The sequence below is a fragment of the Streptomyces sp. HUAS MS02 genome (genome assembly GCF_055702265.1).
Genome location: NZ_CM146747.1, coordinates 303,992 through 329,335, shown reverse-complemented (window position 1 = coordinate 329,335; position 25,344 = coordinate 303,992). Strand labels below are relative to the sequence as shown.

Here is a 25,344-nt window from a genome sequence, read left to right as displayed (position 1 = left end):
GGATGCACTCGCCCACGGGCCGGATCCACTCCTGGGACCTGTCCACCGGCGTGGACGGTCCCGGGACCCGCTTCGTCCTCTTCGTCGCCGGCTGTCCGCTGCGCTGTCTGTACTGCGCCAACCCCGACACCTGGCACATGCGCGACGGGAAGGAGACCACGGTCGACGAGGTGATGGCGGAGATCGAGAAGTACCACGCGTTCCTCACCACGGCGGGCGGCGGGGTCACCCTCACGGGCGGCGAACCCCTCCTCCAGTCCGGTTTCACCGGTGAGGTCCTGCGCCGCTGCAAGGAGCTGGGGCTCCACACCGCCCTCGACACCTCGGGTTTCCTCGGCGCCCGCGCCACCGACGAACTCCTGGCCGTCACCGATCTGGTCCTGTTGGACATCAAGTCCTTCGACGTCACCACCTACCGGCGGCTCACGGGCGGCGAACTGCGCCCCACCCTGAACTTCGCCACCCGCCTCGACCGGCTCGGCGTCCCGATGTGGATCAGATACGTCCTGGTGCCCGGCTGGACGGACGAACCGGAATCCGTCGAGGGCCTCGCCCGCTTCGTGGCCGGCCTCGGCGCGGTCGACCGCGTGGACGTCCTGCCGTTCCACAGGCTCGGCGCCGCCAAGTACGAGGCCCTCGGGCTGCCGTTCCCGCTCCGCGACACCCCCTGCCCGGACGCCGACCTGACCGAACGGGTCCGCGAACGGTTCAGGACGCACGGCGTGCGCGCCTACTGATCCGGCTCCGGCCCCGGCGCCCAACAGGCCTTGTGCGCAGGGACGTTCAGCCCACCGGCCGCAGACCTTCGGCATCCGGCGCGGCGGGCCTGACGCGACGAGAGTGAAGGCAACACACAAGGTCCCCACCGTTCCCGAAGGGAAGCCCATCATGGCCGTGCACGAGCACCCTCACCGGAGGCCGGGCCTCCACCTGCCGTCCTTCCGCGCGGGCCGGACCGCCTCGCCGACCGAGCCCGCCCTCGCGGAGGCGACCGGAACGCACGTGGTGGCGGCCTACGCCCTCGCCTCCCTGCGTCTGCTCACCGGATTCGTCTTCCTGTGGGCGTTCCTCGACAAGACCTTCGGCCTCGGCTACGCCACCCAGTCCGGCAAGGGCTGGATCGACGGCGGCTCGCCGACCAAGGGCTTCCTCGGCTCCGTGGCCGTCGGGCCCATGGAGTCCACCTTCCACTCCTGGGCGGGGGACGCCTGGGCCGACTGGCTTTTCATGCTCGGTCTCCTCGGCATCGGAGTCGCCCTCACCGCCGGTGTGGCGCTGCGGCTCGCGGCCGTCGCCGGCACGGTGATGATGGCGCTGATGTGGATCGCCGAATGGCCGCCCGCGCAGCACCTGTCCGACGGCTCGCCGAGCATGTCGACGAACCCGTTCGCGGAGTACCACCTCGTCTACGCCGTCGTCATGGTGGTGCTCGCCGCCACGGCCGCCGGCAACACCCTCGGCCTGGGCAGGTTCTGGGCCGGACTCCCGCTGGTGCGCCGCAGCCCCTGGCTGCGTTGACCGCAGGAGGGGCCGCGGGCCCGAGGGTGGGCCCGCGGCTCCACCATGCCCCCGGGCAGGGCCGGTCGGCCCACCCGAGGGACCTGCGGCCCCTGCCGGGAACCGCCCCGGCGGACGAAGCTCGAACCGGGACCCCGAAGCCCTTGCGCCACCCCTCCGATCAGTACCCCGACCCCAAAGGTGGAGATCATGAACCGCACCGTCACCGTCGGCCTCGACGGCTCGCGTGAGAGCCGCTCGGCGGCCGAGTGGGCGGCCCGTGAGGCCCAGCTGCTCGGTGTGCCGCTGAAGCTGGTCCATGTCTGGGAGCCCGTCCCGGCACCCATGGCGCAGGCACCGCTGCTCGGCACGGAGACGCAGCAGCACTGGACCGAGCGCGTCCCCCGCGAGGCGGCCGAGGGCATCCGCCTGCGCCACCCCGGGCTGGAGGTCGTCACCGAGCACGTCTCCGGTCGCCCCTCCGAGGTGCTGGTCGACGAGGCGAAGGACGCCGAACTGCTGGTCCTGGGCTCCCGCGGACTGAGCGGCATCGGCGGATTCATGGTCGGCTCGGTCGGGCTGGCGGTCGTGGCGCACGCCGAACGGCCGACGGTCCTGGTCCGCGCCGCCGAACTGGCCTCGGACGAGCACGAGATGGACCCGGCCGGCATCCCGTCCGCGGCGACACCGTTCCGGCCCGTCGTCCTCGGCCTCGACATCGAGAGCCCCGACGAGGAACTGATCGAGTTCGCGTTCGCGGCGGCCGCCCGCCGGAACACCTCCCTGCGTGTCGTGCACGGCTGGAACCCGCCGCCCTACTACGCGTACGGCCTCTCCGTCGATCTGGAACTCCACGGTGCCCTCGCCCGACGCGAGACCACCTTCCTGGCCGAGGTCCTGCGCCCGTGGCGCGAGAAGCACCCGAACGTCGAGGTCACCGAGGAGTCGCACTACGGCACCCCCGGCAACCACCTCGTCGACGCGTCCCGCGAGGCCTCCCTGGTCGTCGTGGGCCGCCGGATCCGCCGCAACCCCTTCGGCGCCCACATCGGCCCCGTCACCCACGCGGTCCTGCACCACAGCACCGCCCCCGTCGCCGTCGTCCCGCACAACTGACGCCACCAACCGAGGAGTTGAACCCATGAAGGCAGCGGTCGTCCGAGCCTTCGGCGAGCCCCTGGTCATCGAGGACCGCCCCGACCCCGAGCCCGGCCCCGGCCAGGTCCGCATCCGTGTCGAGGCGTCCGGGCTGTGCCACACCGACATCCACGCCGCCCACGGCGACTGGCCCGTCAAGCCGAGCCCGCCGTTCGTCCCCGGTCACGAGGGCGTCGGCCTGGTCGAGAAGCTCGGTGACGGCGTCACCCACCTCCGCCTCGGCCAGCGTGTGGCCGTGCCCTGGCTCGGCAGGGCCTGCGGGCGGTGCGAGCACTGCCTGTCCGGCTGGGAGACGCTGTGCGAGCAGCAGATCAACACCGGCTACGGCTGCGACGGCGGGTACGCCGAGAAGATGCTGGCCTGGGCCGACTTCGCCCAGCCCGTGCCGGACGGCGTCACCGCGGTCGACGCGGCACCGCTCACGTGCGCCGGCGTGACCACGTACAAGGCGCTCAAGGTCGCCGACGTGCGACCCTCTCAGCTGGTCGCGATCTCCGGGGTCGGCGGACTCGGCCACCTCGCCGTGCAGTACGCCAAGATCGCCGGAGCGACCGTCGCCGCGATCGACGTCACCGACGAGAAGCTCGAACTGGCCGCCGAACTCGGTGCCGACCTCGTCGTCGACGCCCGCAAGGAGGACGTGGGCGAGGTGCTCAAGCGGCACGGCGGCGCCCACGCGGCCATCGCCCTCGCCGTGAACGACGCGGCCTTCGCGGCCGTCAACACGGGCCTCAGGCGCGGCGGCAAGCTCGTCATGGTCGCCCTGCCCGCCCATGGCACCGTCCAGATCCCGATCTTCGACACCGTCCTGAACGGCACAAGTGTGATCGGCTCGATCGTGGGCACCCGGCAGGACCTCGCCGAGGTCTTCCAGCTGCACGCGGCCGGCCGGACCAGGGTCATCAGCGAGACCCGTCCGCTGGCCTCCGTCAACGACTCCATCGACGAGGTGCTGCGCGGCCAGGTCAAGGCCCGGATCGTGTTCGACATGAGTACGGGACGGTGAGCGGGATGAAGCGGGACCTGCCGGTCGTCGTCGGCGTGGACGGCTCCGAGTCGAGCCTCAGGGCCGTGGACTGGGCCGCCGACGAGGCCGCGCTGCGCGGGGCGCCGCTGCGGCTGGTGTACGCCTCGCTGTGGGAGCGCTACGAGGGCGCTCACGTGGCCGAGGACGTGAGCGAGACGTCCGAGGGGGAGCGGCCCGAGGTGATCGTGGAGAGCGCCGCCCAGCGGGCCGGCCTCCGCCACCCGGAGGTGAAGATCACCACCGAGGTGCTGCCCGAGGAACCCGAGTACACGCTGCTCCGGGAGAGCCGCACCGCCTCCCTGCTGGTGACCGGCAGCCGGGGCCGCAGCAGCCTCGCCGAGGCCCTCCTGGGCTCGGTGAGCCTGACGGTGGCCGCGCACGCCCACTGCCCGATGGTCGTGGTCCGCGGCAGCCACGACAACCGGGCCCTGCCCGCCACGCACGGCCGGATCGTCGTCGGTGTCGGGGAGCGGCCGACGTCCTCGGCGGCGGTCCGGTTCGCCTTCGAGGAGGGCCGGCGGCGCGGCGCCGAGGTCGAGGCCGTACGGGCCTGGCGGTGCCCCGTGCACGAGACCGCCGACCACCCGTTGCTGACCGGGGACCTGGACCGGCTGCACGAGGAGCGGGCCGTCGAGGGGCTCGAGGCCGCCCTCGAGAAGGCCCCCGACGACGTCCGGCTGCGCCGCCGTACCGCCGAGGGCCATGCCCGGACCGTGCTGTCGGACGCCTCCCGCGACGCCGACCTGCTCGTCATCGGGGCCAGGCGCAGGCAGCGGCACTTCGGGCTCCAGCTGGGCCGGGTGACGCACGGCGTGCTGCACCACTCCGCCTGCCCGGTCGTGATCGTGCCCGAGCCGGAGTGAGCAGGGTGACCGGCTGTTCAGAGACCCGCCGCGTGATCGGGGACGTAGGTCTGCAGATCACGCGGCGGACGCTCGTAGCCGGTCGACGGCGGGCGCTCCGGCAGTTCGATCACCGGGGGCGGCACCTCGCGGTAGGGCACGGACGCCAGCAGATGGGCGATCATGTTCAGCCGGGCCCGGCGTTTGTCGTCGCTCTCCACGACGTACCACGGCGCCTCGGTGATGTCGGTGTGCACCAGCATCGTGTCCTTGGCGCGCGAGTACGCCTCCCAGCGGGTGAGCGACTCCAGGTCCATCGGCGACAGCTTCCAGCGCCGCAGCGGGTCCTCCACACGCCGTCGGAAGCGGTCCTGCTGCTCGGTGTCGCTGACCGAGAACCAGTACTTGCGCAGCAGGATCCCGTCCTCGATCAACATGCGCTCGAAAATGGGGCATTGGCGGAGAAAAAGCTGATACTCCTCCTGTGTGCAGAAGCCCATGACGTGCTCCACACCGGCCCGGTTGTACCAGGACCGGTCGAACAGCACGATCTCCCCGGCGGCCGGCAACTGCTCGACGTACCGCTGGAAGTACCACTGGGTGCGCTCGCGTTCCGTCGGCTTGGGGAGCGCGGCGATCCGGGCGACACGGGGGTTGAGGTGCTCGGCGACCCGCTTGATCGTGCCGCCCTTGCCCGCCGCGTCCCGCCCCTCGAAGACCACGACCAGCCGGGCGCCCTCGGCCCGCACCCACTCCTGGAGTTTCACCAACTCCGTCTGCAGGCGCAGCAGTTCCTGCTCGTACGCCGCACGCGACACACGCGACACCTTGGTCGCCTTCTTGCCGGCCATGCCGTCCTCCACCGCCCGACGACCCCGTCGATGAGTTCCGGAGTCACCCATGACCCAGGTCGAACACCAGAACGTCACCGTACTTTCCGACGACGAGCTGCGCACCCTGGACGCCCACTGGCGGGCCGCCAACTACCTCGCGGCCGGACAGATCTACCTGATGGCCAACCCGCTGCTGACCGAACCGCTGCTCCCGGAGCACATCAAGCCGCGGCTGCTCGGGCACTGGGGCACCTCGCCGGGCCTCAACCTCGTGTACACCCACCTCAACCGGGTGATCAAGGCGCGCGACCTCGACGCCCTGTGTGTCTGGGGCCCCGGCCACGGCGGGCCGTCCGTCCTGGCCGGCTCCTGGCTGGACGGCAGTTACAGCGAGACCTATCCCGACGTCACCCGCGACGCGCCCGGCATGGAACGGCTCTTCCGGCAGTTCTCCTTCCCGGGCGGGGTGCCGAGCCACGTGGCGCCCGAGGTCCCGGGCTCGATCCACGAGGGCGGTGAGCTCGGCTACTCCCTCGCCCACGCCTACGGCGCCGCGTTCGACAACCCCGACCTGCTGGTGGCCTGTGTCATCGGCGACGGCGAGGCGGAGACCGGCCCCCTGGCCGCCTCCTGGCACTCCAACAAGTTCCTCGACCCGGTCCACGACGGGGCCGTGCTGCCCATCCTGCACCTCAACGGCTACAAGATCGCCAACCCGACGGTGCTCTCCCGTCTCCCGCAGGCCGAACTCGACGCCCTCCTGCGCGGCTACGGCCACGCCCCCCTGCACGTCACCGGGGACGACCCGGCCACCGTCCACCGCGCCCTGGCGCGCGCCTTCGACGAGGCGCTGGACAGCATCGAGCTGATGCGACGCACCGCCCGCGAGGACGGCGTCGCCGAACGCGTGCGCTGGCCCATGATCGTGCTGCGCACCCCCAAGGGCTGGACCGGCCCCGCCGAGGTCGACGGGCAACCCGTCGAGGGCACCTGGCGTGCCCACCAGGTCCCGCTCGCCGGCGTACGGGAGAACCCCGAGCACCTGCGCCAACTGGAGGCATGGCTGCGCTCGTACCGGCCGCACGAGCTGTTCGGCCCCGACGGCCGCCCGGTCGACGACGTGCTGGCCTGCGTCCCCTCCGGCACCCGGCGACTGGGCGCCACCCCGCACGCCAACGGCGGACTCCTCGTCCGCGACCTGCCCGTCCGCTCCCTGGACGACTTCGCCGTACCGGTCGAGAAGCCGGGCACGACGCTCCACGAGCCGACCCGGGTCCTCGGCGATCTCCTGGCCCAGGTCATGAAGGACACCCGCCTGCGCCGGGACTTCCGCGTCGTCGGACCGGACGAGACCGCCTCCAACCGCCTGCAGGCTGTCTTCGACGCCAGCGGAAAGGCCTGGCAGGCCGAGCACCTGCCGGTCGACGAACACCTCGACCGGCACGGCCGGGTCCTGGAGATCCTCTCCGAACACCTCTGCCAGGGCTGGCTGGAGGGCTACCTCCTCACCGGCCGGCACGGACTCTTCTCCTGCTACGAGGCGTTCGTGCACATCGTCGACTCCATGGTCAACCAGCACATCAAGTGGCTCAGGACATCACGGGAGTTGCCCTGGCGGGCCCCCATCGCCTCCCTCAACTACCTGCTCACCTCGCACGTCTGGCGCCAGGACCACAACGGCTTCTCCCACCAGGACCCCGGCTTCGTCGACCACGTCCTCAACAAGAGCCCCGAGGTCGTCCGCGTCTACCTGCCGCCGGACGCCAACACGCTGCTGTCGGTGGCGGACCACGCCCTGCGCAGCCGGGACTACGTCAACGTGATCGTGGCCGGCAAACAGCCCTGCTTCGACTGGCTGTCGATGGACGAGGCCCGCGCCCACTGCGCGCGCGGCGCCGGGATCTGGGACTGGGCGGGCAGCGAGAACGGCGGCGAACCGGACGTCGTGCTCGCCTGCGCCGGCGACGTGCCCACCCAGGAGGTCCTGGCCGCCGCACAGCTGCTGCGCCGCCATCTGCCCCAGCTCGCCGTGCGGGTGGTCAACGTCGTGGACATGACCCGGCTGCTGCCCCGCGAGGAGCACCCGCACGGCATGACCGACTTCGAGTACGACGGCCTCTTCACCACGGACAAGCCGGTGATCTTCGCCTACCACGGCTACCCATGGCTCATCCACCGCCTCGCCTACCGCCGCGCGGGCCACGCCAACACACACGTCCGCGGCTACAAGGAGTCCGGGACGACGACCACCCCGTTCGACATGGTCGTCCGCAACGACCTCGACCGCTACCGCCTCGTCATGGACGTCATCGACCGCGTCCCCGGGCTCGCCGTCCGCGCCGCCGCCGTACGCCAGCAGATGGCGGACGCACGGACCCGTCACCACGCCTGGATCCGCGAGCACGGGACCGATCTGCCGGAGATCGCCGACTGGCACTGGGCCTGACGCCGCCGGGCCACGGTCTCACCCGCGTGAGGCCGTGGCCCGCTGCACCGGCACCTCGTCGCCGAGCACCTCGGGCAGGTCCGGGTGCACCTCGAAGGCGTCGCTCAGCCCCGTGCACCGCAGCAGCCGCCGGAAGGCGCTCGCGCGCGTGACCAGCCGCAGCCGGCCGTGCCGGGCCCGGATCCGGCTCTTCGCCCGGCACAGGACACCGAGACCGGAGCAGTCGACGAAGGTCACGCAACGCAGATCCAGCACCAGGTCGGGACGGGACACGGCGGTCAGGGCGTCCAGGGTCGCCGAGAGGGCCGGTACCGCCAGCAGGTCGAGCTCGCCGTGCAGCGTCACGACCGTGCTGCCGTCGGCCGCCCGCGCCGTGCGGTACGGGGAGGACCTCGTGTGGTTGCCGTCCATGGAGAAAGACAAGCCAACCCGTGCGATCCGCGGTAGGGCCGTTCGGTACCCACCGCGGATCCCGCATGGCCCGCTCGGCCCGTCCCACCCGGCACCCCGCACGTCGCGACCCCGCGCCACGGCCCGAACGTCCCTGCGGACAGGGGCCGTTCGGCACACCGCCGGGTTCTCCCGGCTCCTGCCCCCCGAGGTGGACCACGGCGAACATCGTGGGTGAGAGCCACCGTCCGGTGCTCCCCGGTCACAGCCTGTCGAGAGAGAAGCCGAGCCATGACCCACCACCACGTCGTCGTCGGAGTGGACGGCACCCTGTCCTCCACCCGGGCCCTGGACTGGGCAGCCGGGGAAGCGATCCGCCGTGACGCCCAGCTGCGGCTGGTGTGCGCCGCCGCGGACCGCGCCGAGACGGTGCCGATCCTGGCCGCCGCCGTCTCACGCGTCCGCGCGCGGCACCCCGGCCTCCCGGTGCGGACCGTCGCGGCCGAGGGCGGCGCGGTACGGGCGCTGGCGCGGGAGGGCGCCGACGCGGCGCTCACCGTCGTGGGCTCCCGGGGCATGGGGCGCGTCGCCGGCCTGGTCCTCGGGTCGGTGGGCCTGCGGCTGGCCCGACGTGCGCGCGGCCCTCTGCTCGTCGTACGCGGGGACCACCCGTGCGACAGCGGGCGTGAGGTGGTGCTCGGCCTGGAGGACGACAGGGACGAGCGGGCCGCCGTCTACGCCTTCGAGGAGGCCCGGCGACGCGGCACCCGGCTGCGTGTCCTGCACTCCTGGCCCCACCGCCGCGTCACACCCGCACTGCCGCCGCTCGTGGGCACACAGGGCCCACGACGGGACCCGGCCACCTCGCACGAGCGGGTGCAGGAGGCCGTCCCGCGTTTCGCCCTCGCCGCGCTGCGGGAGCGGTACGCCGATGTCACGGTGGAAGCCGTCACGGTGCGGACGAGCGCGCCGGAGGCGTTGCTGGCGTCGACCCGTGAGGCCGGTCTGGTGGTCGTCGGCTCGCACCACCGGACGTCCGCCGTCGCCCCGCCCCACACGCAGGTCGCCCCCGTCCTGCTGCGCCACGCGCACTGCCCGGTGGTCGTCGTACCCGCCGCGTGACCGTGGAGACGCAAGGAGACCTGCCCATGTCACCGTCCCGTTTCATCGCCGCCGGACTGGACGGATCGTCGGAGAGCCGCGCCGCCGCCGACTGGGCCGCACGTGAGGCCCGGATGTACTCCCTGCCCCTCCGGGTCGTGCACGCCGACGACCTTCCCCCGCACAGCTACGTGCCCTTCGCCGGCGAACGCATCGCTCCGCCCGGCGCCGACCGCTCCGCCGCGCTGCTGCGCGAGTCGGTCACCCGACTGGCCCACCGCTACCCCGGTCTGCGGGTCGAGGCCGAGCGGATCCCCGGGCACCCCGCGTCGGCCCTGGTCGCGGTGGCCGAGGACAGCGAGGTGCTGGTGCTCGGGTCACGGGGACTGGGCAGGGCCGCCGGGTTCCTGCTCGGCTCGGTCGCGGCGGCCGTGGTGGCGCGGGCCGGACGACCGGTCGTCCTCGTCCGCGCCGAGGCAGCGGGTGAGTACCGGACCGACGCCCCCGGTATCGGGACGACCGCCGACCGGGACGTCGTGCTGGGGCTGGACCTCGACGATCCCCACGACACGGTCGTCGCGTTCGCCTTCGAAGCGGCGGCACGGCGTGCGACGGGGTTGCGCGTCGTCCACGGACACGGCACGTCGCCGTACGGAGACAGAGGAGAGACCGGGGCCGAGCAGGGGCCGTCAAAGGCAGAGGACGAGCAGGAGTCGTCCGCCGTACTCGCTCCCTGGCGGGAGAAGTTCCCGGGCGTGCGGGTGACCGAGGAGGCCGTGGTCGGCCGCGCCGGCGCGCATCTGGTGGACGCCTCCGCCGACGCCTGCCTGGTGGTCGTGGGCCGCCGCATCCGCCGAACCCCGTTGGCCCCGCACATCGGTCCCGTGACCTATGCGGTCGTACGGCGCTCAAGGGCTCCGGTGGCCGTCGTCCCGCACCGTTGACGCGGCACCCTTGACGCGGCACCCGACCGCCCCGCCCCCGGACAGGAGGGGCAGGGCGGCGCTTTCGTGGGACGGGCGTCTCTCGGGTACGGGGCGGAGCGACACCGCGGGGGATCGGTGCCGCTCCTGTCTCTCACTGTCCCGCTGACCGCGATGCCGCACGAGTGCCGTTGGTCCCGATCAGGGTGGCCCGGCCGGCCTCCAGGCGGGCCACGGGGACGCGGAACGGGGAGCAGGAGACGTAGTCGAGCCCCGCCGCGTGGAAGAAGTGCACGGACTCCGGGTCGCCGCCGTGCTCGCCGCACACCCCGATCGTCAGGTCGGGACGGGCGGCGCGACCCTCGTCGACCGCGATCCGCACCAGGCGGCCCACACCGTCACGGTCGATCGTCTCGAACGGGGAGGCCGTGAAGACGCCCTTGTCGAGGTAGGCGGAGAAGAAGGCCGCCTCGACGTCGTCGCGGGAGAAGCCCCACACGGTCTGGGTGAGGTCGTTGGTGCCGAAGGAGAAGAACTCCGCCTCCTCGGCGATCCGGCCCGCGGTGAGCGCGGCCCTGGGCAGTTCGATCATCGTGCCGACGGGACAGCGCACGGCCACACCCGTCTCCTCCTCGACCCGGGCCAGCACCTGCTCCACCTCCGCGCGGGCGAGCCGGAGCTCCTCCACCGCGCCGACCAGCGGGACCATGATCTCCGCGTGCGGCGCGCCACCGGCCCGGACACGTTCCACGACGGCTTCGGCGATCGCCCGGACCTGCATGGCGACCAGACCGGGCACCACCAGTTCGAGGCGCACGCCCCGCAGCCCGAGCATCGGGTTCTCCTCGTGCATGCGGTTCACCGCCTCCAGCAGCTCGGTGTCGTGCGCGGTGGGAAGCTCACCCCGGGCCTCGGCGGTGGCGACACGGACGGCGAGCTCGGTGCGGTCGGGCAGGAACTCGTGCAGCGGCGGGTCCAGCAGACGGATGGTGACCGGCAGGCCGTCCATCGCCTCCAGGATGCCGACGAAGTCCCGTCGTTGCAGGGGCAGCAGCGCCCCGAGCGCCCGCTCGCGCTCGGCGTCGGAGCGGGCCAGGATCATCGCCTCGACCAGCGCGCGCCGCTCGCCGAGGAACATGTGCTCGGTGCGGCACAACCCGATGCCCTGCGCGCCGAACCGCCTGGCGCGGGCCGCGTCCTCCGGCGTGTCGGCATTGGCGCGCACCTCCAGCCGTCGCACGGAGTCGGCGTGTCGCAGGGCCCGGGCGCCGGCCGCGACGACCGTGTCCGCCTGCTCGCCGGTCTCCAGGTGGCGCATGAACGCCGAGGCCACCAACGGAACGCCGCCCAGGTACACGGCACCGGTCGATCCGTCGACCGACACGACCGTGCCCTCCTCGACGACGGTGCCGTCAGGTGTGATGAAGCGGCGGGCGTCGGTGTTCACGGTGAGGTCCTCGGCGCCGCACACACAGACCTTGCCCAGGCCGCGGGCCACGACGGCGGCGTGGCTGGTCCTGCCGCCGCGGCTGGTCAGCACCGCCTCCGCGGCCAGCATCCCGGGCAGGTCGTCGGGGGTGGTCTCCTGGCGTACGAGGACGACCTTCTCGCCGGTGGCGGCCCGGCGTACGGCCTCGGCCGAGTCGAAGACCGCCGCGCCGACCGCGGCACCGGGTGAGGCGGGCAGCCCGTGGGCGAGGGCCTCACCGGTCGCGGTGGTGTCGAAGCGCGGGAACATCAGCCGTGCCAGCCCGTCCCCGCTCACCCGGGCGAGCGCCTCGTCCGGCGTGATGAGCCCCTCCTCGACCAGCTCGGCGGCGATGGCGAACGCGGCCTCGGCGGTGCGCTTGCCGACCCGGGTCTGCAGCATCCACAGCCGACCTCGCTCGATGGTGAACTCGATGTCGCACAGGTCGCGGTAGTGCCGCTCCAGGGTGCCCATGTGGTCGCGCAGCCGCCGGTACGCGTCCGGGTCCAGCCGTTCCAGGTCCGTCAGCGGGACGGTGTTGCGGATGCCGGCGACGACGTCCTCGCCCTGGGCGTTGGACAGATAGTCCCCGTAGAGCCCGGGGTGCCCCGTGGCCGGGTCCCGGGTGAAGGCCACACCGCTGCCGGAGTCGTTCCCGAGGTTGCCGAAGACCATGCGCTGCACGGTGACCGCGGTGCCCAGGTCCTCGGGGATGTGCTCGCGCCTGCGGTACAGGCGGGCGCGCTCGCCGTTCCAGGAACGGAAGACCGCGAGGACGGCGAGGCGCAGCTGCTCCGCCGGGGACTGGGGGAAGTCCTCCCCGGTCTCGTCGCGGATCAGGGACTTGTAGGTCTCCACGAGCCAGGCCAGGTCGCCCGCGTCGAGTTGCACGTCGTCCCGGACCTCCCGAGCCTCCTTGAGCAGGGTGATGGCGCCTTCGAAGAGGGCCGCGTCGACCCCCAGCACCGTGCTGCCGAACATCTGAACGAGTCGACGGTAGGAGTCCCAGGCGAACCGCTCGTTCCCCGACGTCTTGGCGAGTCCCTGGACGGATTCGTCGTTCAGACCGATGTCCAGGACCGTCTCCATCATGCCGGGCATGGAGAACCGCGCCCCCGAACGGACCGACAGCAGCAACGGGTCGTCCCGCTGCCCCAGGGACCGTCCGGCCGCCCGCTCCACGGCCGTCAGGTGCCGGGAGATCTCCTCCGTCATCCCCTCCGGTTCGTCACCGGTGGCCAGGAAGGCCCGACAGGCCTCGGTGGTGACGATGAAACCGGGCGGGACCGGAAGACCCAGCCGGGTCATCTCGGCCAGGTTCGCTCCCTTGCCGCCGAGCAGGTCGGCCATGTCCCGGCCGCCCTCCGCGAAGTCGTACACGTAACGGCCCATGTCGCCGGTCTCCTCGGGTTGGCTGCGGACTCGCTTCGGCTCCAGCGTCGAACGGACGGTGCTCCGCCCGGCAGGTGCTGTCCGTCCCCCGCGGCGGGCCGATGGGCCCTGGTCCGCTGTTCGTCCCCGGCCGCGCGGACTACCGTGGCTCATGACCGGAACGGTCGGTGCCCCTTGCTGGGACCGAGGACGGAGGAGCACGGTGGCACGCTCCGACGAAGCCCGTGTGAGCCTGCCGCAGCTGAGGCTGGATGAGCTGCTGGAGGAGTTGCAGGCGCGTCTGGACGCGGCGCGGGGGACGCGGGATCGGGTGCACAGTCTGTTGGAGGCGGTGCTGTCGGTCGGGCGTGAGCTGGAGTTGGAGCAGGCGTTGCGGGGCATCGTGGAGGCGGCTGCGGTGCTGGTGGACGCGGAGTATGCGGCGTTGGGTGTGATCGGGCCGGACGGGAAGCGGTTGTCGGCGTTCCATACGGTGGGGGTGAGTGAGGAGCGGATTGCTCGGATCGGTCCGTTTCCGGAGGGGCACGGGATTCTGGGGGAGTTGATCAGTCATCCGGAGCCGTTGCGTCTGGCGAGGTTGTCGGAGCATCCGGCGTCGTACGGTTTTCCGCCGAATCATCCGCCGATGAATTCGTTCCTGGGTGTGCCGATCCGGGTGCGTGAGCAGGTGTTCGGGAATTTGTATCTGACGGAGAAGCGGGGTGGGGCGCAGTTCGACGAGGAGGACGAGTCGGTGCTGTCGACGTTGGCGGTGGCGGCGGGTGTGGCGATCGACAACGCGCGGTTGTACGAGGAGTCGCGGTTGCGGGAGCGGTGGCTGCGGGCCAACGCCGAGATCACCCACGACCTGATGTCGGGAGCGGAGCAGGCCCTGGTGCTCCGCCTGATCGCCGAACGCGCCCGGGACATCACCGGCGCGGCACTGGCCGTCGTCGCGGTGCCGATGGCGGGCACCGACTCGCTCACCGTCGATCTCGCCATCGGTGAGGGGGCGCGGACGCTGAGCGGGCTGGTCCTGCCCGTCGAGGGCACTCTGATCGGCGAGGCCTTCGCCGGCGCGACCGTGGTCACCAGCGAGGACGTCACCAACGACGAGCGGGTGTGGGCCGGACCGCCCCGCTTCGCCGGTCTCGGTCCGGCCGTGGCCGTCCCCGTCGGCACCCGCGACGAGGGCATCCGTGGCGTCGTCCTGCTGGTCCGGGAGGCGGGACAGTCGCCCTTCACCACGAAGGAGACCGAGCCGCTGCGCGTCTTCGCCGCCCAGGCGGCCATCGCCATGGAACTGGCCGAACGCCGACGGGACGCCGAGGAGGTCGCGGTCCTCAAGGACCGCGACCGGATCGCCCGGGACCTGCACGACCTCGCCATCCAGCGTCTCTTCGCCACCGGCATGACCCTGCAGAGCGCGGGTCGCCTCATCGAGCACCCGGAGGCATCCGAGCGGGTGCTGCGGGCCGTGGACGACCTCGACGAGACCATCAAGATCATCAGATCGACCATCTTCGGGCTGCGCACACGGGACGGCGCGGACGACGTCGGCCTGCGGACCCGCGTGGTGCGGGTCGCCGCGGAGTCGGCGCCGATCCTGGGATTCGCCCCGAGCATCCGGATGGAGGGGCTGATCGACACCGACGTACCGAAGGAGACCGCCGACCACACGGTCGCCGTGCTGTCCGAGGCGTTGACCAACATCGCCCGCCATGCCCGGGCGGACCGCGCCGAGGTCGTGGTGACGACCGACGGACGGGAGCTGGTGCTGACGGTCCGGGACGACGGGGTCGGCATACCGCCGGAGGGCCGCCGCGGCGGTCTGCGCAACATGGCCGAACGGGCTGGGCAGCTCGGCGGCCGGATGGAGTGGCACTGCCCCGAGGACGGCGGCACCACGCTGGTGTGGCGGGTGCCGTTGGCGCGGTCGTAGGGGACGTCCGGCGCGGCGAAGGGGCCGCTCGGCCCCGTGCCGGGACAGGCCAGGAGTCCGACGCTGAAGGTGTAGCGCTGCGTCACCCGAGCGCCCTGGAGGTCGCCATGGCCGGCACTCCCCATCTCGTGAGCGATGTGATGACACGCACCGTGGGGGCCGTGCGCCACCGGGCGGCATTCAAGGACGTCGTGCGGGCCATGCGGCAGTGGCACGTCAGCGCGGTTCCCGTTGTGGACGACGAAGGGCATGTCGTGGGCGTGGTCTCCGAGGCCGACCTGCTGCACAAGGAAGCACTGCGTGACGGTGACCCGGACCTGCCCAGGGCCGGACACACCTCCGCGGCCGGACCCCCGTATCCGCCGCTCCGGCGTCTGTCGGACCTCTCCAAGGCGGCCGCGGTGGAGGCCGGGGAACTCATGACCGCGCCGGCCGTCACCGTCCACACGGACACCACCTTGGCCCAAGCCGCCCGGCTGATGGCCCGGCACCGGGTCAAGCGGCTTCCCGTGATCGACGCCCACGGTCGGCTGTGCGGTGTGGTCAGCCGCTCCGACCTGCTGAAGGTGTTCCTGCGCGACGACGTCGACATCGCCGAGGAGATCCGGCGCGACGTCCTGCCGAGGCTCACCCCGGACACCGACGAACCGGTTCGGGTGGATGTGCGCAAGGGCGTCGTGATCCTCAGGGGCCGGGTCCGGCACGCCGCCCTCGTCCCGGTGGCCACTCGTCTCGCACGCGCCGTCGAGGGTGTCGTGGACGTCGACTGCGGGCTCACCGGCCCGGGCGCCCGCCCCGACCTCGACCGGCGCGTCGGATCGTGAAGCAGCGCCCCGGACAGGGGAAACGCACGCTCGACCGTGAAGGAGGCCGCATGGCCGGCGTAGCCCGGGAACCGCTCGCTCCGGCGCTGGGACAGGTCCGGGCGGTCGTGTTCGACACCGACGGAGTGATCACCGACTCGGCACGGGTGCATGCCGCGGCCTGGAAGACCGCCTTCGACGCCTTCCTGCGCGCGCACCCGCCCGACGACCCGCAGCAGGGGCGCGCCTTCGACGTCCGCGACGACTATCTGCGCTTCGTGGACGGCAGGTCCCGACTCGACGGGGCAGCGGCCTTCCTCGCGTCGCGTGGCATCGAGCCGTCCGAGCGGACGGTGCGTGACGTGGCGGCGGACAAGGAACGGCTGTTCACCCGGCGGTTGAGCGAACAGGGCGTCGACGCCTACCCGGGCACGGTACGGCTGGTCCGTGCCCTGCGGGCGGCACGCGTCCCCGTGGCGGCGGTGTCGGCGTCCCGGCACGCCCGTGAGCTGCTGACCGGGGCGGGGGTGGTGGAGCTCTTCGACGCCCTGGTCGACGGGGCCGAGGCGGCCCGGCTGGGCCTGGCCGGCAAGCCGTGCCCCGACCTGTTCCTGGAGGCGGCCCGCCGACTGGGTGTCCCCCCGGACCGTGCGGCCGTCGTCGAGGACGCCCTGGCGGGAGTCGAGGCGGGACGGCGCGGCGGCTTCCTCCTGGTCGTCGGAGTGGACCGTGCCCAGGGCCCCGACACCGGCGAGCGCCTGCTGCGGCACGGTGCCGACCTCGTCGTCGGCGACCTCGGTGAACTCCTCGACGGCGGACCTCAGCAGTGAGGAAGCAGTGAGGAACCGGCCGGGACCCACACCGCACGAGACGCGCGGCCCTGGTTCCGGGCTCGGCTCCCGCCCGGTCAGCCCGTCTTCTGGCTCCACAGCGGGCCGATCCGGGCCCACTCCGTCCCCCACAACGCGATCCTCCGCCGGTCGAGCCACCAGCGTCCGGCGCCGCCGACGCCGAACACCAGACCAGTCAGGGCGAGCCCGGCGGCGACGCCCAGGACGCCCGCCTCCACGGCCGCCTCGGTGGGCGTGGGCGGCTCCGTGGTCAGCCCGCCCCGACCGTCCGTCCAGACCTCCACCTCGGTCCCGGCCCGCTGTCCGGTCTCCACCAGGGTCGAAGCCGTACGGGTGACGCCTTCGGGGGTGGTCCAGCGCACCTTCGCCGAGGTCCTGTCGTACGTGCCGCCCACGCCCGTGGCCGTCCGCGGGACGTCGGAGACGAGCACGGCCGAGACGGGACGACGGTCGGCACGCTGTTCGGCGAACACCCCCTCGGCGGCGCGGGCCGTCATGACCCCGGTGAGCGTGCCACCGACGACCACGGCGATCCACACGGCCAGCACGATCCATGCCTCTGCCGCGTCGTCGCGTCGGCGCAGCGGGTTCCGCCGCCACCGCCACAGTGCCCTGCTCGTCTTCCTCGGGTGCCTGCCGCCGTTCATCGGTCCCAGCCTCCTCGTCGCCGTCTCTTCAGGAAGGTGACAGCCGGGGAACGGCCAGAACATGGGCCGAGCAGGCGCCGACGCCGGGCCGATCGGGACCAAGTCCGATGCCCGGAAGGGACCTTCAGCCCTGGCCCGGTCGGGGCCCGGCGACCAGAGGGCCGACCGGCCCATGCGAGGTCCGGCCGGGAGGGCCAAGCTGGATCTGCGGGGCAATCCCGGCACCGCACCTGTGCCCGGGCGCAGCGGTCCATGGGTGAACGACCGGTCCGCGGACCCGGGGGAGACAGAGAAAGGCAGGGATCGTCATGAAGGGCTTGGTCTTCCAGGGCCCCGGAGAGTCGTCGTGGCAGGAGGTGCCCGACCCGGGGATCAAGGACCCCACCGACGCGATCGTCCGGGTCGACACCGTCACGATCTGCGGGACGGACCTGCACATCCTCAAGGGTGACGTGCCCGAGGTCCGACCCGGCACGGTCCTGGGGCACGAGGCCGTCGGGGAGATCGTCGAGGTCGGCAGCGACGTACGGACCGTGCGGCCCGGCGACCGGGTGCTCGTCTCCTGCATCACCGCCTGCGGCCGGTGCCGCTACTGCCGGGAGGGAGCCTACGGCCAGTGCCTGGGCGGGGGAGGTTGGGTCCTCGGCCACCTGATCGACGGAACCCAGGCCGAGTACGTCCGCGTCCCGTACGCCGACCTGTCCGTCCACACGCTGCCCAGCACGCTTGCCGCCGAGGACGCCGTGCTGCTGGCGGACATCTTCCCCACCTCCTACGAGGTGGGCGTGGTCAACGGATGCGTCCGCCCCGGCGACACCGTCGCCGTCGTGGGCGCCGGCCCCATCGGCCTCGCGGCGATCGCCACCGCGCGGCTGTTCTCGCCCGAGCGGATCGTCGCCGTGGACCTGGCCCCCGCGCGACTGGAGGCCGCGAGGCGGCTCGGGGCGGACGCCGTGGCCGACGCCCGGGAGGCCCCGGACCAACTGGTCGCCGACCTCACCGACGGGCTCGGCGCGGACGTCGTGATCGAGGCCGTCGGCGTACCGGAGAGCTTCGAGCTCTGCACCCGCATGGTGCGTCCCGGCGGACATGTGGCCAACATCGGCGTGCACGGCAAACCGGCCACGCTGCACCTCGAAGACCTGTGGATCAAGAACGTCACCATCACCACGGGCCTGGTGGACACCCACTCCACGCCCACCCTGCTGCGGATGGCCGCCGCCGGCCGACTGCCCACCTCGTCCCTGGTCACGCACACCTTCCCACTGGACGACATGGAGGAGGCGTACGACGTCTTCTCCCGCGCGGCCGACACCGGGGCGCTCAAGGTCGTGCTCGGCGGGCCCCGGCACGACGTCGTCGCCGTTCCGGCCTGATCGGCCCTCGGAACGTGTCCGGCGGGACCGGGCCGGACGGACCTCCGCAGGAGGGGGCCGCTCTCCGGCCCGGCAGGGACCGATGGCCCTCATCCCGGGCCCGCACCGGACGGACGATGGAGCGCACACCCGATGTCCGGGTGGGTGGAGCGCGAAGCAGGAGACGGATGGGCCGATGTACGCCAACGACGGATTCCGCGAACTGGACAGGCAGGAGTGCCTGCGGCTGCTGGCGAGGGCGCCCCTCGGCCGTATCGTCCACACCCGCCAGGCGCTGCCGGCCGTGCTGCCGGTCAACTTCTGCCTGGACCCGGAGGGCTCGGTGCTGTTGCGTACGTCGGCCGCGTCGGAACTCGCCCGCGCCGTGGACGGAGTCGTCGTCGCCTTCGAGGCCGACGAGGTCGACACGCTCGCCCACTCGGGCTGGAGTGTCGTCGTCACCGGGAGGGCGACGATCGTGACCGATCCGGCCGAGCGCGCGAGACTGGCCCGTACCGGCCCGCGCTCGTGGGTCGCCGCGCCGCGGGACGTCTTCGTCCGGATCCAGGCGGAACTGGTCACCGGCCGCGAACTCGTCGGCGGCCGGACGATGTACGGGGTGGATCTGACGAACTGACCTCCAGCCCCAGGGCCTCAGCCCCAGGGCCCCCAAGGCCTGAGCCCCGTACCGCCCTCCGGAACCCCGGTGGGCGGTACGGGGCGTTCTCTGGGTGACCGCAGGGGCGGGCGGCGGCCCTTGCGGTCGGTGCTCACACGACGAGGCGCCCCAGCCTGCTGCCGCCGCATCCGCCGCATCCGCCGCATCCGCCGCATCCGCCGCATCCGCCGCACCGGTCGAAGGGCCGAACCGTGGGGCGCCGGGCGGCGCGGCGCCCTCACACGGCTGCTGTCGGGCTCTCTGCCGTGTTCGCGCCGCCGTGCCCGGCCCCCTCGTACGCCGCGCGCATCAGGGCCTCCATGTCGGCGAGCATCGGCATACGCGGGTTGGCGGGGGCGCACTGGTCCTCGTAGGCGTTCAGGGCCTGCTGGGGCAGCGCGTCGAGGAAGGTCCGCTCGTCGACGCCGAGCGCCCGGAACGACGGCTCGATGCCCACGGCCTCCCGCAGCCGCTCCACGGCGGCGGCCAGGCTTTCGACGCCCTCGGCGGGAGTGGCGGCGGGCAGGCCGAGCGTGCGGGCGATGTCCTGGAAGCGTTCGGGTGCGCGGTAGTGCTCGTACTTGGGCCAGCCGGTCAGCTTCGTCGGGACGGTGCCGTTGTAGCGGATGACATGGGGCAGCAGGACCGCGTTGGTGCGGCCGTGGGCGATGTGGAAGGTGGCGCCGAGGGTGTGCGACATGGCGTGGACGATGCCGAGGAAGGCGTTGCCGAAGGCCAGGCCCGCGATGGTACCCGCGTTGTGCATCTTCTCCCTGGCCCGAGGGCTGGCGGCGCGATCGTTGACGGCCGCCTCGATGTGGTCGAAGACCAGTCGGATCGCGTGCAGGGCGAGCCCGTCGGTGAAGTCGTTGGCGTACACGGACACATACGCCTCGATGGCGTGGGTCAGGGCGTCGAACCCGCTGTCGGCCGCCAGGGCCGGGGGCAGCTCGGTGGTGAGCAGGGGGTCGACGATGGCCACGCTCGGGGTGAGCGCGTAGTCGGCCAGCGGGTACTTCTTGCCGGTCGCCGGGTCGGAGATCACGGCGAAGGGAGTGACCTCCGCACCCGTCCCGGACGTGGTGGGCACGCACACCAGGCGGGCGAGCGCCCCGAGCACCGGGAAGCGGAAGGCACGCTTGCGGATGTCGGAGAACTTCTGCCGCATGTCCGCGAAGTCCATCTCCCGGCCGGCGGCCTGCTGCTCGTACAGCAGCCACATCACCTTCGCCGCGTCCATCGGCGAACCGCCGCCCAGCGCGATGATCGTGTCCGGGCGGAAGTCGCGCATCAGACGGGCGCCGCGCCGCACCGAGTCGATGCTCGGCTCCGGTTCCACGTTGTCGATGACCTGCACGGTCACCGGCTCATGGCGTCGTTGCAGGACGCGGTTGACCCGGTCGACGAAGCCCAGCCGGGTCATCGTGGCGTCGGTGACGACCGTGACCCGGTGGACGTCCGGCATCGACTGGAGATACCGGATGGCCTGCGGCTCGAAGTAGATCTTCGGCGGGACCTTGAACCACTGCAGGTTGTTGCGTCGGGCGGTGACCCGCTTGACGTTCAGCAGTTGCGCGGCGGAGACGTTGTCGGACACCGAGGTGCTCCCCCACGAACCGCAGCCCAGCGTCAGCGACGGCAGCAGACTGTTGTAGATGCCGCCGATGGCGCCTTGTGAGGAGGGGGAGTTGACGATGATCCGTACGGTCTTCATCCGCCTGCCGTACGCCTCGGTGACCGCCCGGTCCTCGGCGTGGATCACGGCACTGTGCCCTTGGCCGTGGAAGGCGACCATGTCGGCCGCCAGCTCGAAGCCGTGCTCCTGGGAACCGGCGCGCAGCACCGTGAGCACCGGGCAGAGCTTCTCCCGGGTCAACGGCTCCGCGGGACCGACCCGTTCGGCCTCGACGAGGATGAGCGAGGTGCCGGCGGGCACGGAGAAGCCGGCCTGCTCGGCGATCCACTCCGGGCTCTGCCCGACGGCCGCGGAGTTGACCCTCGGCTCGCAGCCGCCGCCCACGCCCTTATCGCCCGGGAAGAGGAAGGACTCCAGCTTCTCCTTCTCCTCGGCGGTCGCCAGGTGGGCGCGCAGGGTGCGGAACTCGGCGAGTGCCGCGTCGTAGATCTCGTCGTCCAGGACGACGGCCTGCTCGGAGGCGCAGATCATCCCGTTGTCGAAGGACTTCGACAGCACCAGGTCGTTGACGGCCCGCCGCAGCTCGGCGCTCCTGTGCACATACGCCGGGACGTTGCCCGCCCCGACGCCCAGAGCCGGCTTGCCGGCCGAGTAGGCGGCCTTGACCATGGTGTTGCCGCCGGTGGCGAGGATCAGCGAGACGCCCGGGTGCCGCATCAGCAGGCCGGTCGCCTCGACGGACGGGGTCTCGATCCACTGGACGCAGTGCTCGGGAGCCCCCGCCGCGACGGCCGCGTCGCGTATGACGCGCGCCGCCCGCGCGCTGCATCGCTGGGCGGAGGGATGGAAGGCGAAGACGATCGGGTTGCGGGTCTTCAGGGCCATCAACGCCTTGAAGATGGTGGTCGACGTCGGGTTGGTGACCGGCGTGATCGCGCACACCACCCCCACCGGTTCGGCGATCTCCACCATGTCCTCGATGTCGTCGCGCGCGATGACGCCGACCGTCTTCATCGGACCCATGCTGTGCGTGACGTGTTCGCACGCGAACATGTTCTTGGCCGCCTTGTCCTCGAACACACCGCGGCCGGTCTCCTCCACCGCGAGGCGGGCCAGGGCCGTGTGCTGGTCCAGAGCGGCCACCGACGCCTTCTTGACGATGTGGTCGACCTGTTCCTGGGTGAGGCCGTCGTAGTCGGCGAGTGCCTTGAGGCCGTCCGTGACCAGACGGTCCACGGCCACGGCCGTCCGGGACGGCGCCTCGGTGGTCGTGGTGGCCTCGGGGCCACGGTCGTGACGGGTCATGAGGAATGCCTCCGGGGTCGAGCGCCACCGCTGGGGGAGCGGTGGCGTACGGGGTGAAGGGCGGCGCCGCACTGGGGCCTGCTACGAAGGTGGCGTCGCACGGCAGGCGCCACCTTCGCAACAGGCCCTGGGCCGCCGCCCTGGGACCGATGTCGCTCAGCCGCTCACTCTCGTCCGCCGCGGCCGGATCCCGGAGGTGCCGATGGTCCCTCGTCGGGACTGAACGGCCCGACGGGCTCCGATCAGCCGGTGATCTCGCGGGAATCAGGGCCGACAGGCCCTGGCCGTACGGCCCCGATACGACGAGGATCTTCTGGTCGAGGCCCATACTGTTCGTGGCGGACAGGGCGGCGTGAGTGCGGAACCGAGGAGTGAAGCGATGCCGGTCAGCGAGCAGCCGGGTTCGGAGAGCCCGATCCGGGTCTTCCTGCTGGACGACCACGAGGTCGTACGTCGTGGAGTGCGCGACCTGCTGAACGACGAGCCGGACATCTCGGTGATCGGCGAGGCCGGAACCGTGGAGCAGGCCCTGGTGCGCGTCCCCGCCCTGCGGCCGCAGGTGGCGGTGCTCGACGTCCGCCTGCCCGACGGCGACGGGATCACCGTGTGCCGGGAACTGCGCTCGCGCATGCCGGACCTCATCTGTCTGATGCTGACCTCCTTCGACGACGAGGAAGCCCTCCTGGACTCGATCATGGCGGGGGCCTCCGGGTACGTCCTGAAGCAGATCCGGGGCTCGGACCTGGTGTCGGCGGTGCGCACGGTGGCCGCGGGCCAGTCCCTGCTCGACCCCAGTGCCACCGCGCGGCTGATGGCGCGCCTGCGGCAGGGCCCGAAGGAGGAGCAGGAGCCCGAGGCGCTGCCGGGTCTGACCGAGCGGGAGCGGGAGATCCTGGCCCTGATCGGCGAGGGCCTGACCAACCGCCAGATCGGTCAGCGGCTCTTCCTCGCCGAGAAGACGGTCAAGAACCACATCTCCCGTCTGCTCGCCAAGCTCGGTGTGGAGCGGCGCGTGCAGGCCGCCGTCATCGCCACCCAGGCCCAGGACCGGCTGCGGCAGGAGGGGCAGTAGGCCGCGGACGCCGGGTGAAGCCGCAGGCCGGACGCCGTGCGTCCGCCCGGTCGGGGCAGGCACGGGTGGACCGCGTCCATGTCGAACCCGTGCGCGACCGGATCCGCTACCGTCCCCTCTGACGGGCCGTTACCGTGGCCCACGACAGCGGCGGAGCGGGTGGCGCCGGCAGGCTGCGGCGATGTGGAGGAGTACCGGTGGCAGGCGTGGAGAGGGCCGGGGAGGCTCGTGTATTGCTGCCGCAGCTGAGGCTGGATGAGCTGCTGGAGGAGTTGCAGGCGCGTCTGGACGCGGCGCGGGGGACGCGGGATCGGGTGCACAGTCTGTTGGAGGCGGTGCTGTCGGTCGGGCGTGAGCTGGAGTTGGAGCAGGCGTTGCGGGGCATCGTGGAGGCGGCTGCGGTGCTGGTGGACGCGGAGTATGCGGCGTTGGGTGTGATCGGGCCGGACGGGAAGCGGTTGTCGGCGTTCCATACGGTGGGGGTGAGTGAGGAGCGGATTGCTCGGATCGGTCCGTTTCCGGAGGGGCACGGGATTCTGGGGGAGTTGATCAGTCATCCGGAGCCGTTGCGTCTGGCGAGGTTGTCGGAGCATCCGGCGTCGTACGGTTTTCCGCCGAATCATCCGCCGATGAATTCGTTCCTGGGTGTGCCGATCCGGGTGCGTGAGCAGGTGTTCGGGAATTTGTATCTGACGGAGAAGCGGGGTGGGGCGCAGTTCGACGAGGAGGACGAGTCGGTGCTGTCGACGTTGGCGGTGGCGGCGGGTGTGGCGATCGACAACGCGCGGTTGTACGAGGAGTCGCGGTTGCGGGAGCGGTGGCTGCGGGCCAACGCCGAGATCACCCACAGCCTGATGTCCGGCGGCGAGTCCGGCGAGGTCCTCCAGGTGATCGCCGAACGCGCCCGGGAGATCATGGCCGCGGCTCTCGCGGTCGTCGCGGTGCCGATGGCGGGCACCGACTCGCTCACCGTCGATCTCGCCATCGGTGAGGAGGCGACGGCCCACCGCGGGCTGGTGCTGCCGCTGGAGGGCAATCTGATCGGCAGGGCCTTCTCCGACGCCGCCCCCGTCACCAGCGTGGACGTCTCCCGCGACGAATCCGGCGTGACGGGCGTGACGGGCGTGCCGGGCCTCACCGGTCTCGGACCGGCCGTGGCCGTCCCCATCGGATCGGGGGAGGGAACGCGCGGCATCCTGCTGCTGGCGCGCGCGGAGGGCCGGACGGTGTTCACCGAGCCGGAGATCGAACGCCTCCAGGGCTTCGCCGCGCAGGCCGCGGTCGCCATGGAACTGGCCGAACGCCGGCGGGACGCCGAACAGATCGCGGTGCTGGAGGACCGCGACCGGATCGCCCGCGACCTGCACGACCTCGCCATCCAGCGGTTGTTCGCCACCGGTATGACCCTGCAGAGCGCGGGCCGCTTCATCGAGCACGCGGAGGCCTCCGAGCGGGTACTGCGGGCCGTGGAGGACCTCGACGAGACCATCAAGATCATCAGGTCGACCATCTTCGGCCTCCGGTCGCGCGAGAGTGCCACCGGCGTCGGCCTGCGGGCCCGCGTGGTGCGTGTGGTCGGCGAGGCGGCACCCGTCCTGGGCTTCGCCCCCAGCCTGCGCCTGGAGGGACTGCTCGACACCGACGTGCCGAAGGAGGTCGCCGACCATGTGGTGGCCGTACTCTCCGAGGCTCTGACCAACATCGCCCGGCATGCCCACGCGTCCCGGGCCGACGTGGTGGTGGAGGCCGCCGAGGGAGAGGTGCGCCTCACGGTCGCCGACGACGGGGTGGGCATTCCCGCCGAGGGCCGCCGCAGCGGACTGCGCAACATGGCCGAACGCGCCCGGCAGTCGGGCGGGGAGCTGGAGACCACCAGCCCGCCCGGCGGCGGCACGACCCTCGTGTGGCGGGTGCCGTCGAAGCACGGCCGTTGACGCCCTCGCCTGCGTGAAAGCAGTCGATTCCGGTCAGCACCGCTACGCGGTGCCACCCCGGGTTCCTGCTTCACGGGCCCCTGCC

Annotated in this window: 20 protein-coding genes; 15 read left to right on the top strand and 5 right to left on the bottom strand. The window is 72.2% G+C overall.

Features of this window, described 5'->3' with window-relative positions:
* The first annotated feature begins 2 nt into the window (after positions 1–2).
* The 5 genes from pflA to ACZ9QC_RS01455 all read left to right on the top strand — a co-directional run bounded on the left by pflA (position 3) and on the right by ACZ9QC_RS01455 (position 4,545).
* The gene (pflA, locus tag ACZ9QC_RS01475; RefSeq protein WP_472918397.1) at positions 3–737 is read left to right on the top strand and encodes a pyruvate formate-lyase-activating protein; all 735 of its coding nucleotides are present in this window, start codon (positions 3–5) and stop codon (positions 735–737) included.
* A gap of 151 nt (positions 738–888) precedes the next feature.
* Positions 889–1,518: a hypothetical protein gene (locus tag ACZ9QC_RS01470; RefSeq protein WP_472918396.1), complete on the top strand. Its 630-nt coding sequence runs from the start codon at positions 889–891 to the stop codon at positions 1,516–1,518.
* A gap of 189 nt (positions 1,519–1,707) precedes the next feature.
* Entirely contained in the window at positions 1,708–2,613 is a 906-nt protein-coding gene (locus tag ACZ9QC_RS01465) for a universal stress protein (protein WP_472918395.1), read from the top strand.
* Between the two features lie 25 nt (positions 2,614–2,638).
* Entirely contained in the window at positions 2,639–3,661 is a 1,023-nt protein-coding gene (gene adhP / locus ACZ9QC_RS01460) for an alcohol dehydrogenase AdhP (RefSeq protein ID WP_472918394.1), read from the top strand.
* Positions 3,662–3,666: 5 nt separating this feature from the next.
* Positions 3,667–4,545 carry a universal stress protein gene (locus ACZ9QC_RS01455; RefSeq protein ID WP_472918393.1) on the top strand — a complete coding sequence of 293 codons (879 nt, stop codon included), beginning with the start codon at positions 3,667–3,669 and terminating at the stop codon, positions 4,543–4,545.
* A gap of 17 nt (positions 4,546–4,562) precedes the next feature.
* Here ACZ9QC_RS01455 and ppk2 read toward each other — a convergent pair whose 3' ends face one another.
* Positions 4,563–5,375: a polyphosphate kinase 2 gene (gene ppk2, locus ACZ9QC_RS01450; protein ID WP_472918392.1), complete on the bottom strand. Its 813-nt coding sequence runs from the start codon at positions 5,373–5,375 to the stop codon at positions 4,563–4,565.
* 49 nt (positions 5,376–5,424) lie between these two features.
* On the opposite strand from ppk2, the gene ACZ9QC_RS01445 reads away from it, so the two are divergent.
* Positions 5,425–7,803 (top strand): phosphoketolase family protein, encoded by a 2,379-nt coding sequence (locus tag ACZ9QC_RS01445; protein ID WP_472918391.1) that lies wholly within the window; start codon positions 5,425–5,427, stop codon positions 7,801–7,803.
* Positions 7,804–7,821: 18 nt separating this feature from the next.
* Here ACZ9QC_RS01445 and ACZ9QC_RS01440 read toward each other — a convergent pair whose 3' ends face one another.
* A complete protein-coding gene (locus ACZ9QC_RS01440) occupies positions 7,822–8,214 on the bottom strand; it encodes an STAS domain-containing protein (RefSeq protein WP_472918390.1) in 393 nt (130 codons plus the stop codon).
* A 270-nt stretch (positions 8,215–8,484) separates the two neighbouring features.
* Between ACZ9QC_RS01440 and ACZ9QC_RS01435 the strand changes: the two genes are divergently transcribed.
* Both ACZ9QC_RS01435 and ACZ9QC_RS01430 read left to right on the top strand, forming a co-directional pair.
* The gene (locus ACZ9QC_RS01435; protein ID WP_472918389.1) at positions 8,485–9,315 is read left to right on the top strand and encodes a universal stress protein; all 831 of its coding nucleotides are present in this window, start codon (positions 8,485–8,487) and stop codon (positions 9,313–9,315) included.
* Between the two features lie 26 nt (positions 9,316–9,341).
* Positions 9,342–10,238, top strand: a complete 897-nt coding sequence (locus tag ACZ9QC_RS01430; protein ID WP_472918388.1) for a universal stress protein — start codon at positions 9,342–9,344, stop codon at positions 10,236–10,238.
* Positions 10,239–10,371: 133 nt separating this feature from the next.
* On the opposite strand, the gene ppdK is transcribed toward ACZ9QC_RS01430, so the two are convergent.
* Complete coding sequence (gene ppdK / locus ACZ9QC_RS01425; RefSeq protein ID WP_472918387.1) at positions 10,372–13,077, bottom strand: pyruvate, phosphate dikinase; 2,706 nt, start codon at positions 13,075–13,077, stop codon at positions 10,372–10,374.
* A 202-nt stretch (positions 13,078–13,279) separates the two neighbouring features.
* Between ppdK and ACZ9QC_RS01420 the strand changes: the two genes are divergently transcribed.
* The 3 genes from ACZ9QC_RS01420 to ACZ9QC_RS01410 all read left to right on the top strand — a co-directional run bounded on the left by ACZ9QC_RS01420 (position 13,280) and on the right by ACZ9QC_RS01410 (position 16,631).
* Positions 13,280–14,998, top strand: coding sequence for a sensor histidine kinase (locus ACZ9QC_RS01420; protein WP_472918386.1), 1,719 nt, complete (start codon positions 13,280–13,282; stop codon positions 14,996–14,998).
* A 107-nt stretch (positions 14,999–15,105) separates the two neighbouring features.
* Complete coding sequence (locus tag ACZ9QC_RS01415; RefSeq protein ID WP_472918385.1) at positions 15,106–15,822, top strand: CBS domain-containing protein; 717 nt, start codon at positions 15,106–15,108, stop codon at positions 15,820–15,822.
* Between the two features lie 50 nt (positions 15,823–15,872).
* Positions 15,873–16,631 (top strand): HAD family hydrolase, encoded by a 759-nt coding sequence (locus ACZ9QC_RS01410; RefSeq protein WP_472918384.1) that lies wholly within the window; start codon positions 15,873–15,875, stop codon positions 16,629–16,631.
* A gap of 77 nt (positions 16,632–16,708) precedes the next feature.
* On the opposite strand, the gene ACZ9QC_RS01405 is transcribed toward ACZ9QC_RS01410, so the two are convergent.
* Complete coding sequence (locus tag ACZ9QC_RS01405; protein ID WP_472918383.1) at positions 16,709–17,299, bottom strand: Rv1733c family protein; 591 nt, start codon at positions 17,297–17,299, stop codon at positions 16,709–16,711.
* Between the two features lie 308 nt (positions 17,300–17,607).
* Between ACZ9QC_RS01405 and ACZ9QC_RS01400 the strand changes: the two genes are divergently transcribed.
* Together ACZ9QC_RS01400 and ACZ9QC_RS01395 are read left to right on the top strand one after the other, a co-directional pair.
* Positions 17,608–18,675 carry a zinc-dependent alcohol dehydrogenase family protein gene (locus ACZ9QC_RS01400; RefSeq protein WP_472918382.1) on the top strand — a complete coding sequence of 356 codons (1,068 nt, stop codon included), beginning with the start codon at positions 17,608–17,610 and terminating at the stop codon, positions 18,673–18,675.
* Between the two features lie 175 nt (positions 18,676–18,850).
* Complete coding sequence (locus ACZ9QC_RS01395; RefSeq protein ID WP_472918381.1) at positions 18,851–19,291, top strand: pyridoxamine 5'-phosphate oxidase family protein; 441 nt, start codon at positions 18,851–18,853, stop codon at positions 19,289–19,291.
* Positions 19,292–19,550: 259 nt separating this feature from the next.
* Here ACZ9QC_RS01395 and adhE read toward each other — a convergent pair whose 3' ends face one another.
* The gene (gene adhE / locus ACZ9QC_RS01390; protein ID WP_472918380.1) at positions 19,551–22,253 is read right to left on the bottom strand and encodes a bifunctional acetaldehyde-CoA/alcohol dehydrogenase; all 2,703 of its coding nucleotides are present in this window, start codon (positions 22,251–22,253) and stop codon (positions 19,551–19,553) included.
* Positions 22,254–22,632: 379 nt separating this feature from the next.
* On the opposite strand from adhE, the gene ACZ9QC_RS01385 reads away from it, so the two are divergent.
* Together ACZ9QC_RS01385 and ACZ9QC_RS01380 are read left to right on the top strand one after the other, a co-directional pair.
* The gene (locus ACZ9QC_RS01385) at positions 22,633–23,325 is read left to right on the top strand and encodes a response regulator (protein ID WP_472918379.1); all 693 of its coding nucleotides are present in this window, start codon (positions 22,633–22,635) and stop codon (positions 23,323–23,325) included.
* Between the two features lie 197 nt (positions 23,326–23,522).
* Positions 23,523–25,259 carry a sensor histidine kinase gene (locus ACZ9QC_RS01380; RefSeq protein ID WP_472918378.1) on the top strand — a complete coding sequence of 579 codons (1,737 nt, stop codon included), beginning with the start codon at positions 23,523–23,525 and terminating at the stop codon, positions 25,257–25,259.
* The last annotated feature ends 85 nt before the right edge of the window (positions 25,260–25,344 follow it).

What these genes read in the sequence shown, in the direction of transcription:
- ACZ9QC_RS01470 (WP_472918396.1), top strand. Translation starts at nt 889, where the DNA reads ATGGCCGTGCACGAGCACCCTCACCGGAGGCCGGGCCTCCACCTGCCG.
- ACZ9QC_RS01410 (WP_472918384.1), top strand. Translation starts at nt 15,873, where the DNA reads ATGGCCGGCGTAGCCCGGGAACCGCTCGCTCCGGCGCTGGGACAGGTC.
- ACZ9QC_RS01405 (WP_472918383.1), bottom strand. Translation starts at nt 17,299, where the DNA reads ATGAACGGCGGCAGGCACCCGAGGAAGACGAGCAGGGCACTGTGGCGG.
- ACZ9QC_RS01395 (WP_472918381.1), top strand. Translation starts at nt 18,851, where the DNA reads ATGTACGCCAACGACGGATTCCGCGAACTGGACAGGCAGGAGTGCCTG.
- ACZ9QC_RS01440 (WP_472918390.1), bottom strand. Translation starts at nt 8,214, where the DNA reads ATGGACGGCAACCACACGAGGTCCTCCCCGTACCGCACGGCGCGGGCG.
- ACZ9QC_RS01385 (WP_472918379.1), top strand. Translation starts at nt 22,633, where the DNA reads ATGCCGGTCAGCGAGCAGCCGGGTTCGGAGAGCCCGATCCGGGTCTTC.
- ACZ9QC_RS01465 (WP_472918395.1), top strand. Translation starts at nt 1,708, where the DNA reads ATGAACCGCACCGTCACCGTCGGCCTCGACGGCTCGCGTGAGAGCCGC.
- ppdK (WP_472918387.1), bottom strand. Translation starts at nt 13,077, where the DNA reads ATGGGCCGTTACGTGTACGACTTCGCGGAGGGCGGCCGGGACATGGCC.
- ACZ9QC_RS01455 (WP_472918393.1), top strand. Translation starts at nt 3,667, where the DNA reads ATGAAGCGGGACCTGCCGGTCGTCGTCGGCGTGGACGGCTCCGAGTCG.
- ACZ9QC_RS01435 (WP_472918389.1), top strand. Translation starts at nt 8,485, where the DNA reads ATGACCCACCACCACGTCGTCGTCGGAGTGGACGGCACCCTGTCCTCC.
- ppk2 (WP_472918392.1), bottom strand. Translation starts at nt 5,375, where the DNA reads ATGGCCGGCAAGAAGGCGACCAAGGTGTCGCGTGTGTCGCGTGCGGCG.
- adhE (WP_472918380.1), bottom strand. Translation starts at nt 22,253, where the DNA reads ATGACCCGTCACGACCGTGGCCCCGAGGCCACCACGACCACCGAGGCG.
- ACZ9QC_RS01430 (WP_472918388.1), top strand. Translation starts at nt 9,342, where the DNA reads ATGTCACCGTCCCGTTTCATCGCCGCCGGACTGGACGGATCGTCGGAG.
- ACZ9QC_RS01415 (WP_472918385.1), top strand. Translation starts at nt 15,106, where the DNA reads ATGGCCGGCACTCCCCATCTCGTGAGCGATGTGATGACACGCACCGTG.
- pflA (WP_472918397.1), top strand. Translation starts at nt 3, where the DNA reads ATGCACTCGCCCACGGGCCGGATCCACTCCTGGGACCTGTCCACCGGC.
- adhP (WP_472918394.1), top strand. Translation starts at nt 2,639, where the DNA reads ATGAAGGCAGCGGTCGTCCGAGCCTTCGGCGAGCCCCTGGTCATCGAG.
- ACZ9QC_RS01445 (WP_472918391.1), top strand. Translation starts at nt 5,425, where the DNA reads ATGACCCAGGTCGAACACCAGAACGTCACCGTACTTTCCGACGACGAG.
- ACZ9QC_RS01400 (WP_472918382.1), top strand. Translation starts at nt 17,608, where the DNA reads ATGAAGGGCTTGGTCTTCCAGGGCCCCGGAGAGTCGTCGTGGCAGGAG.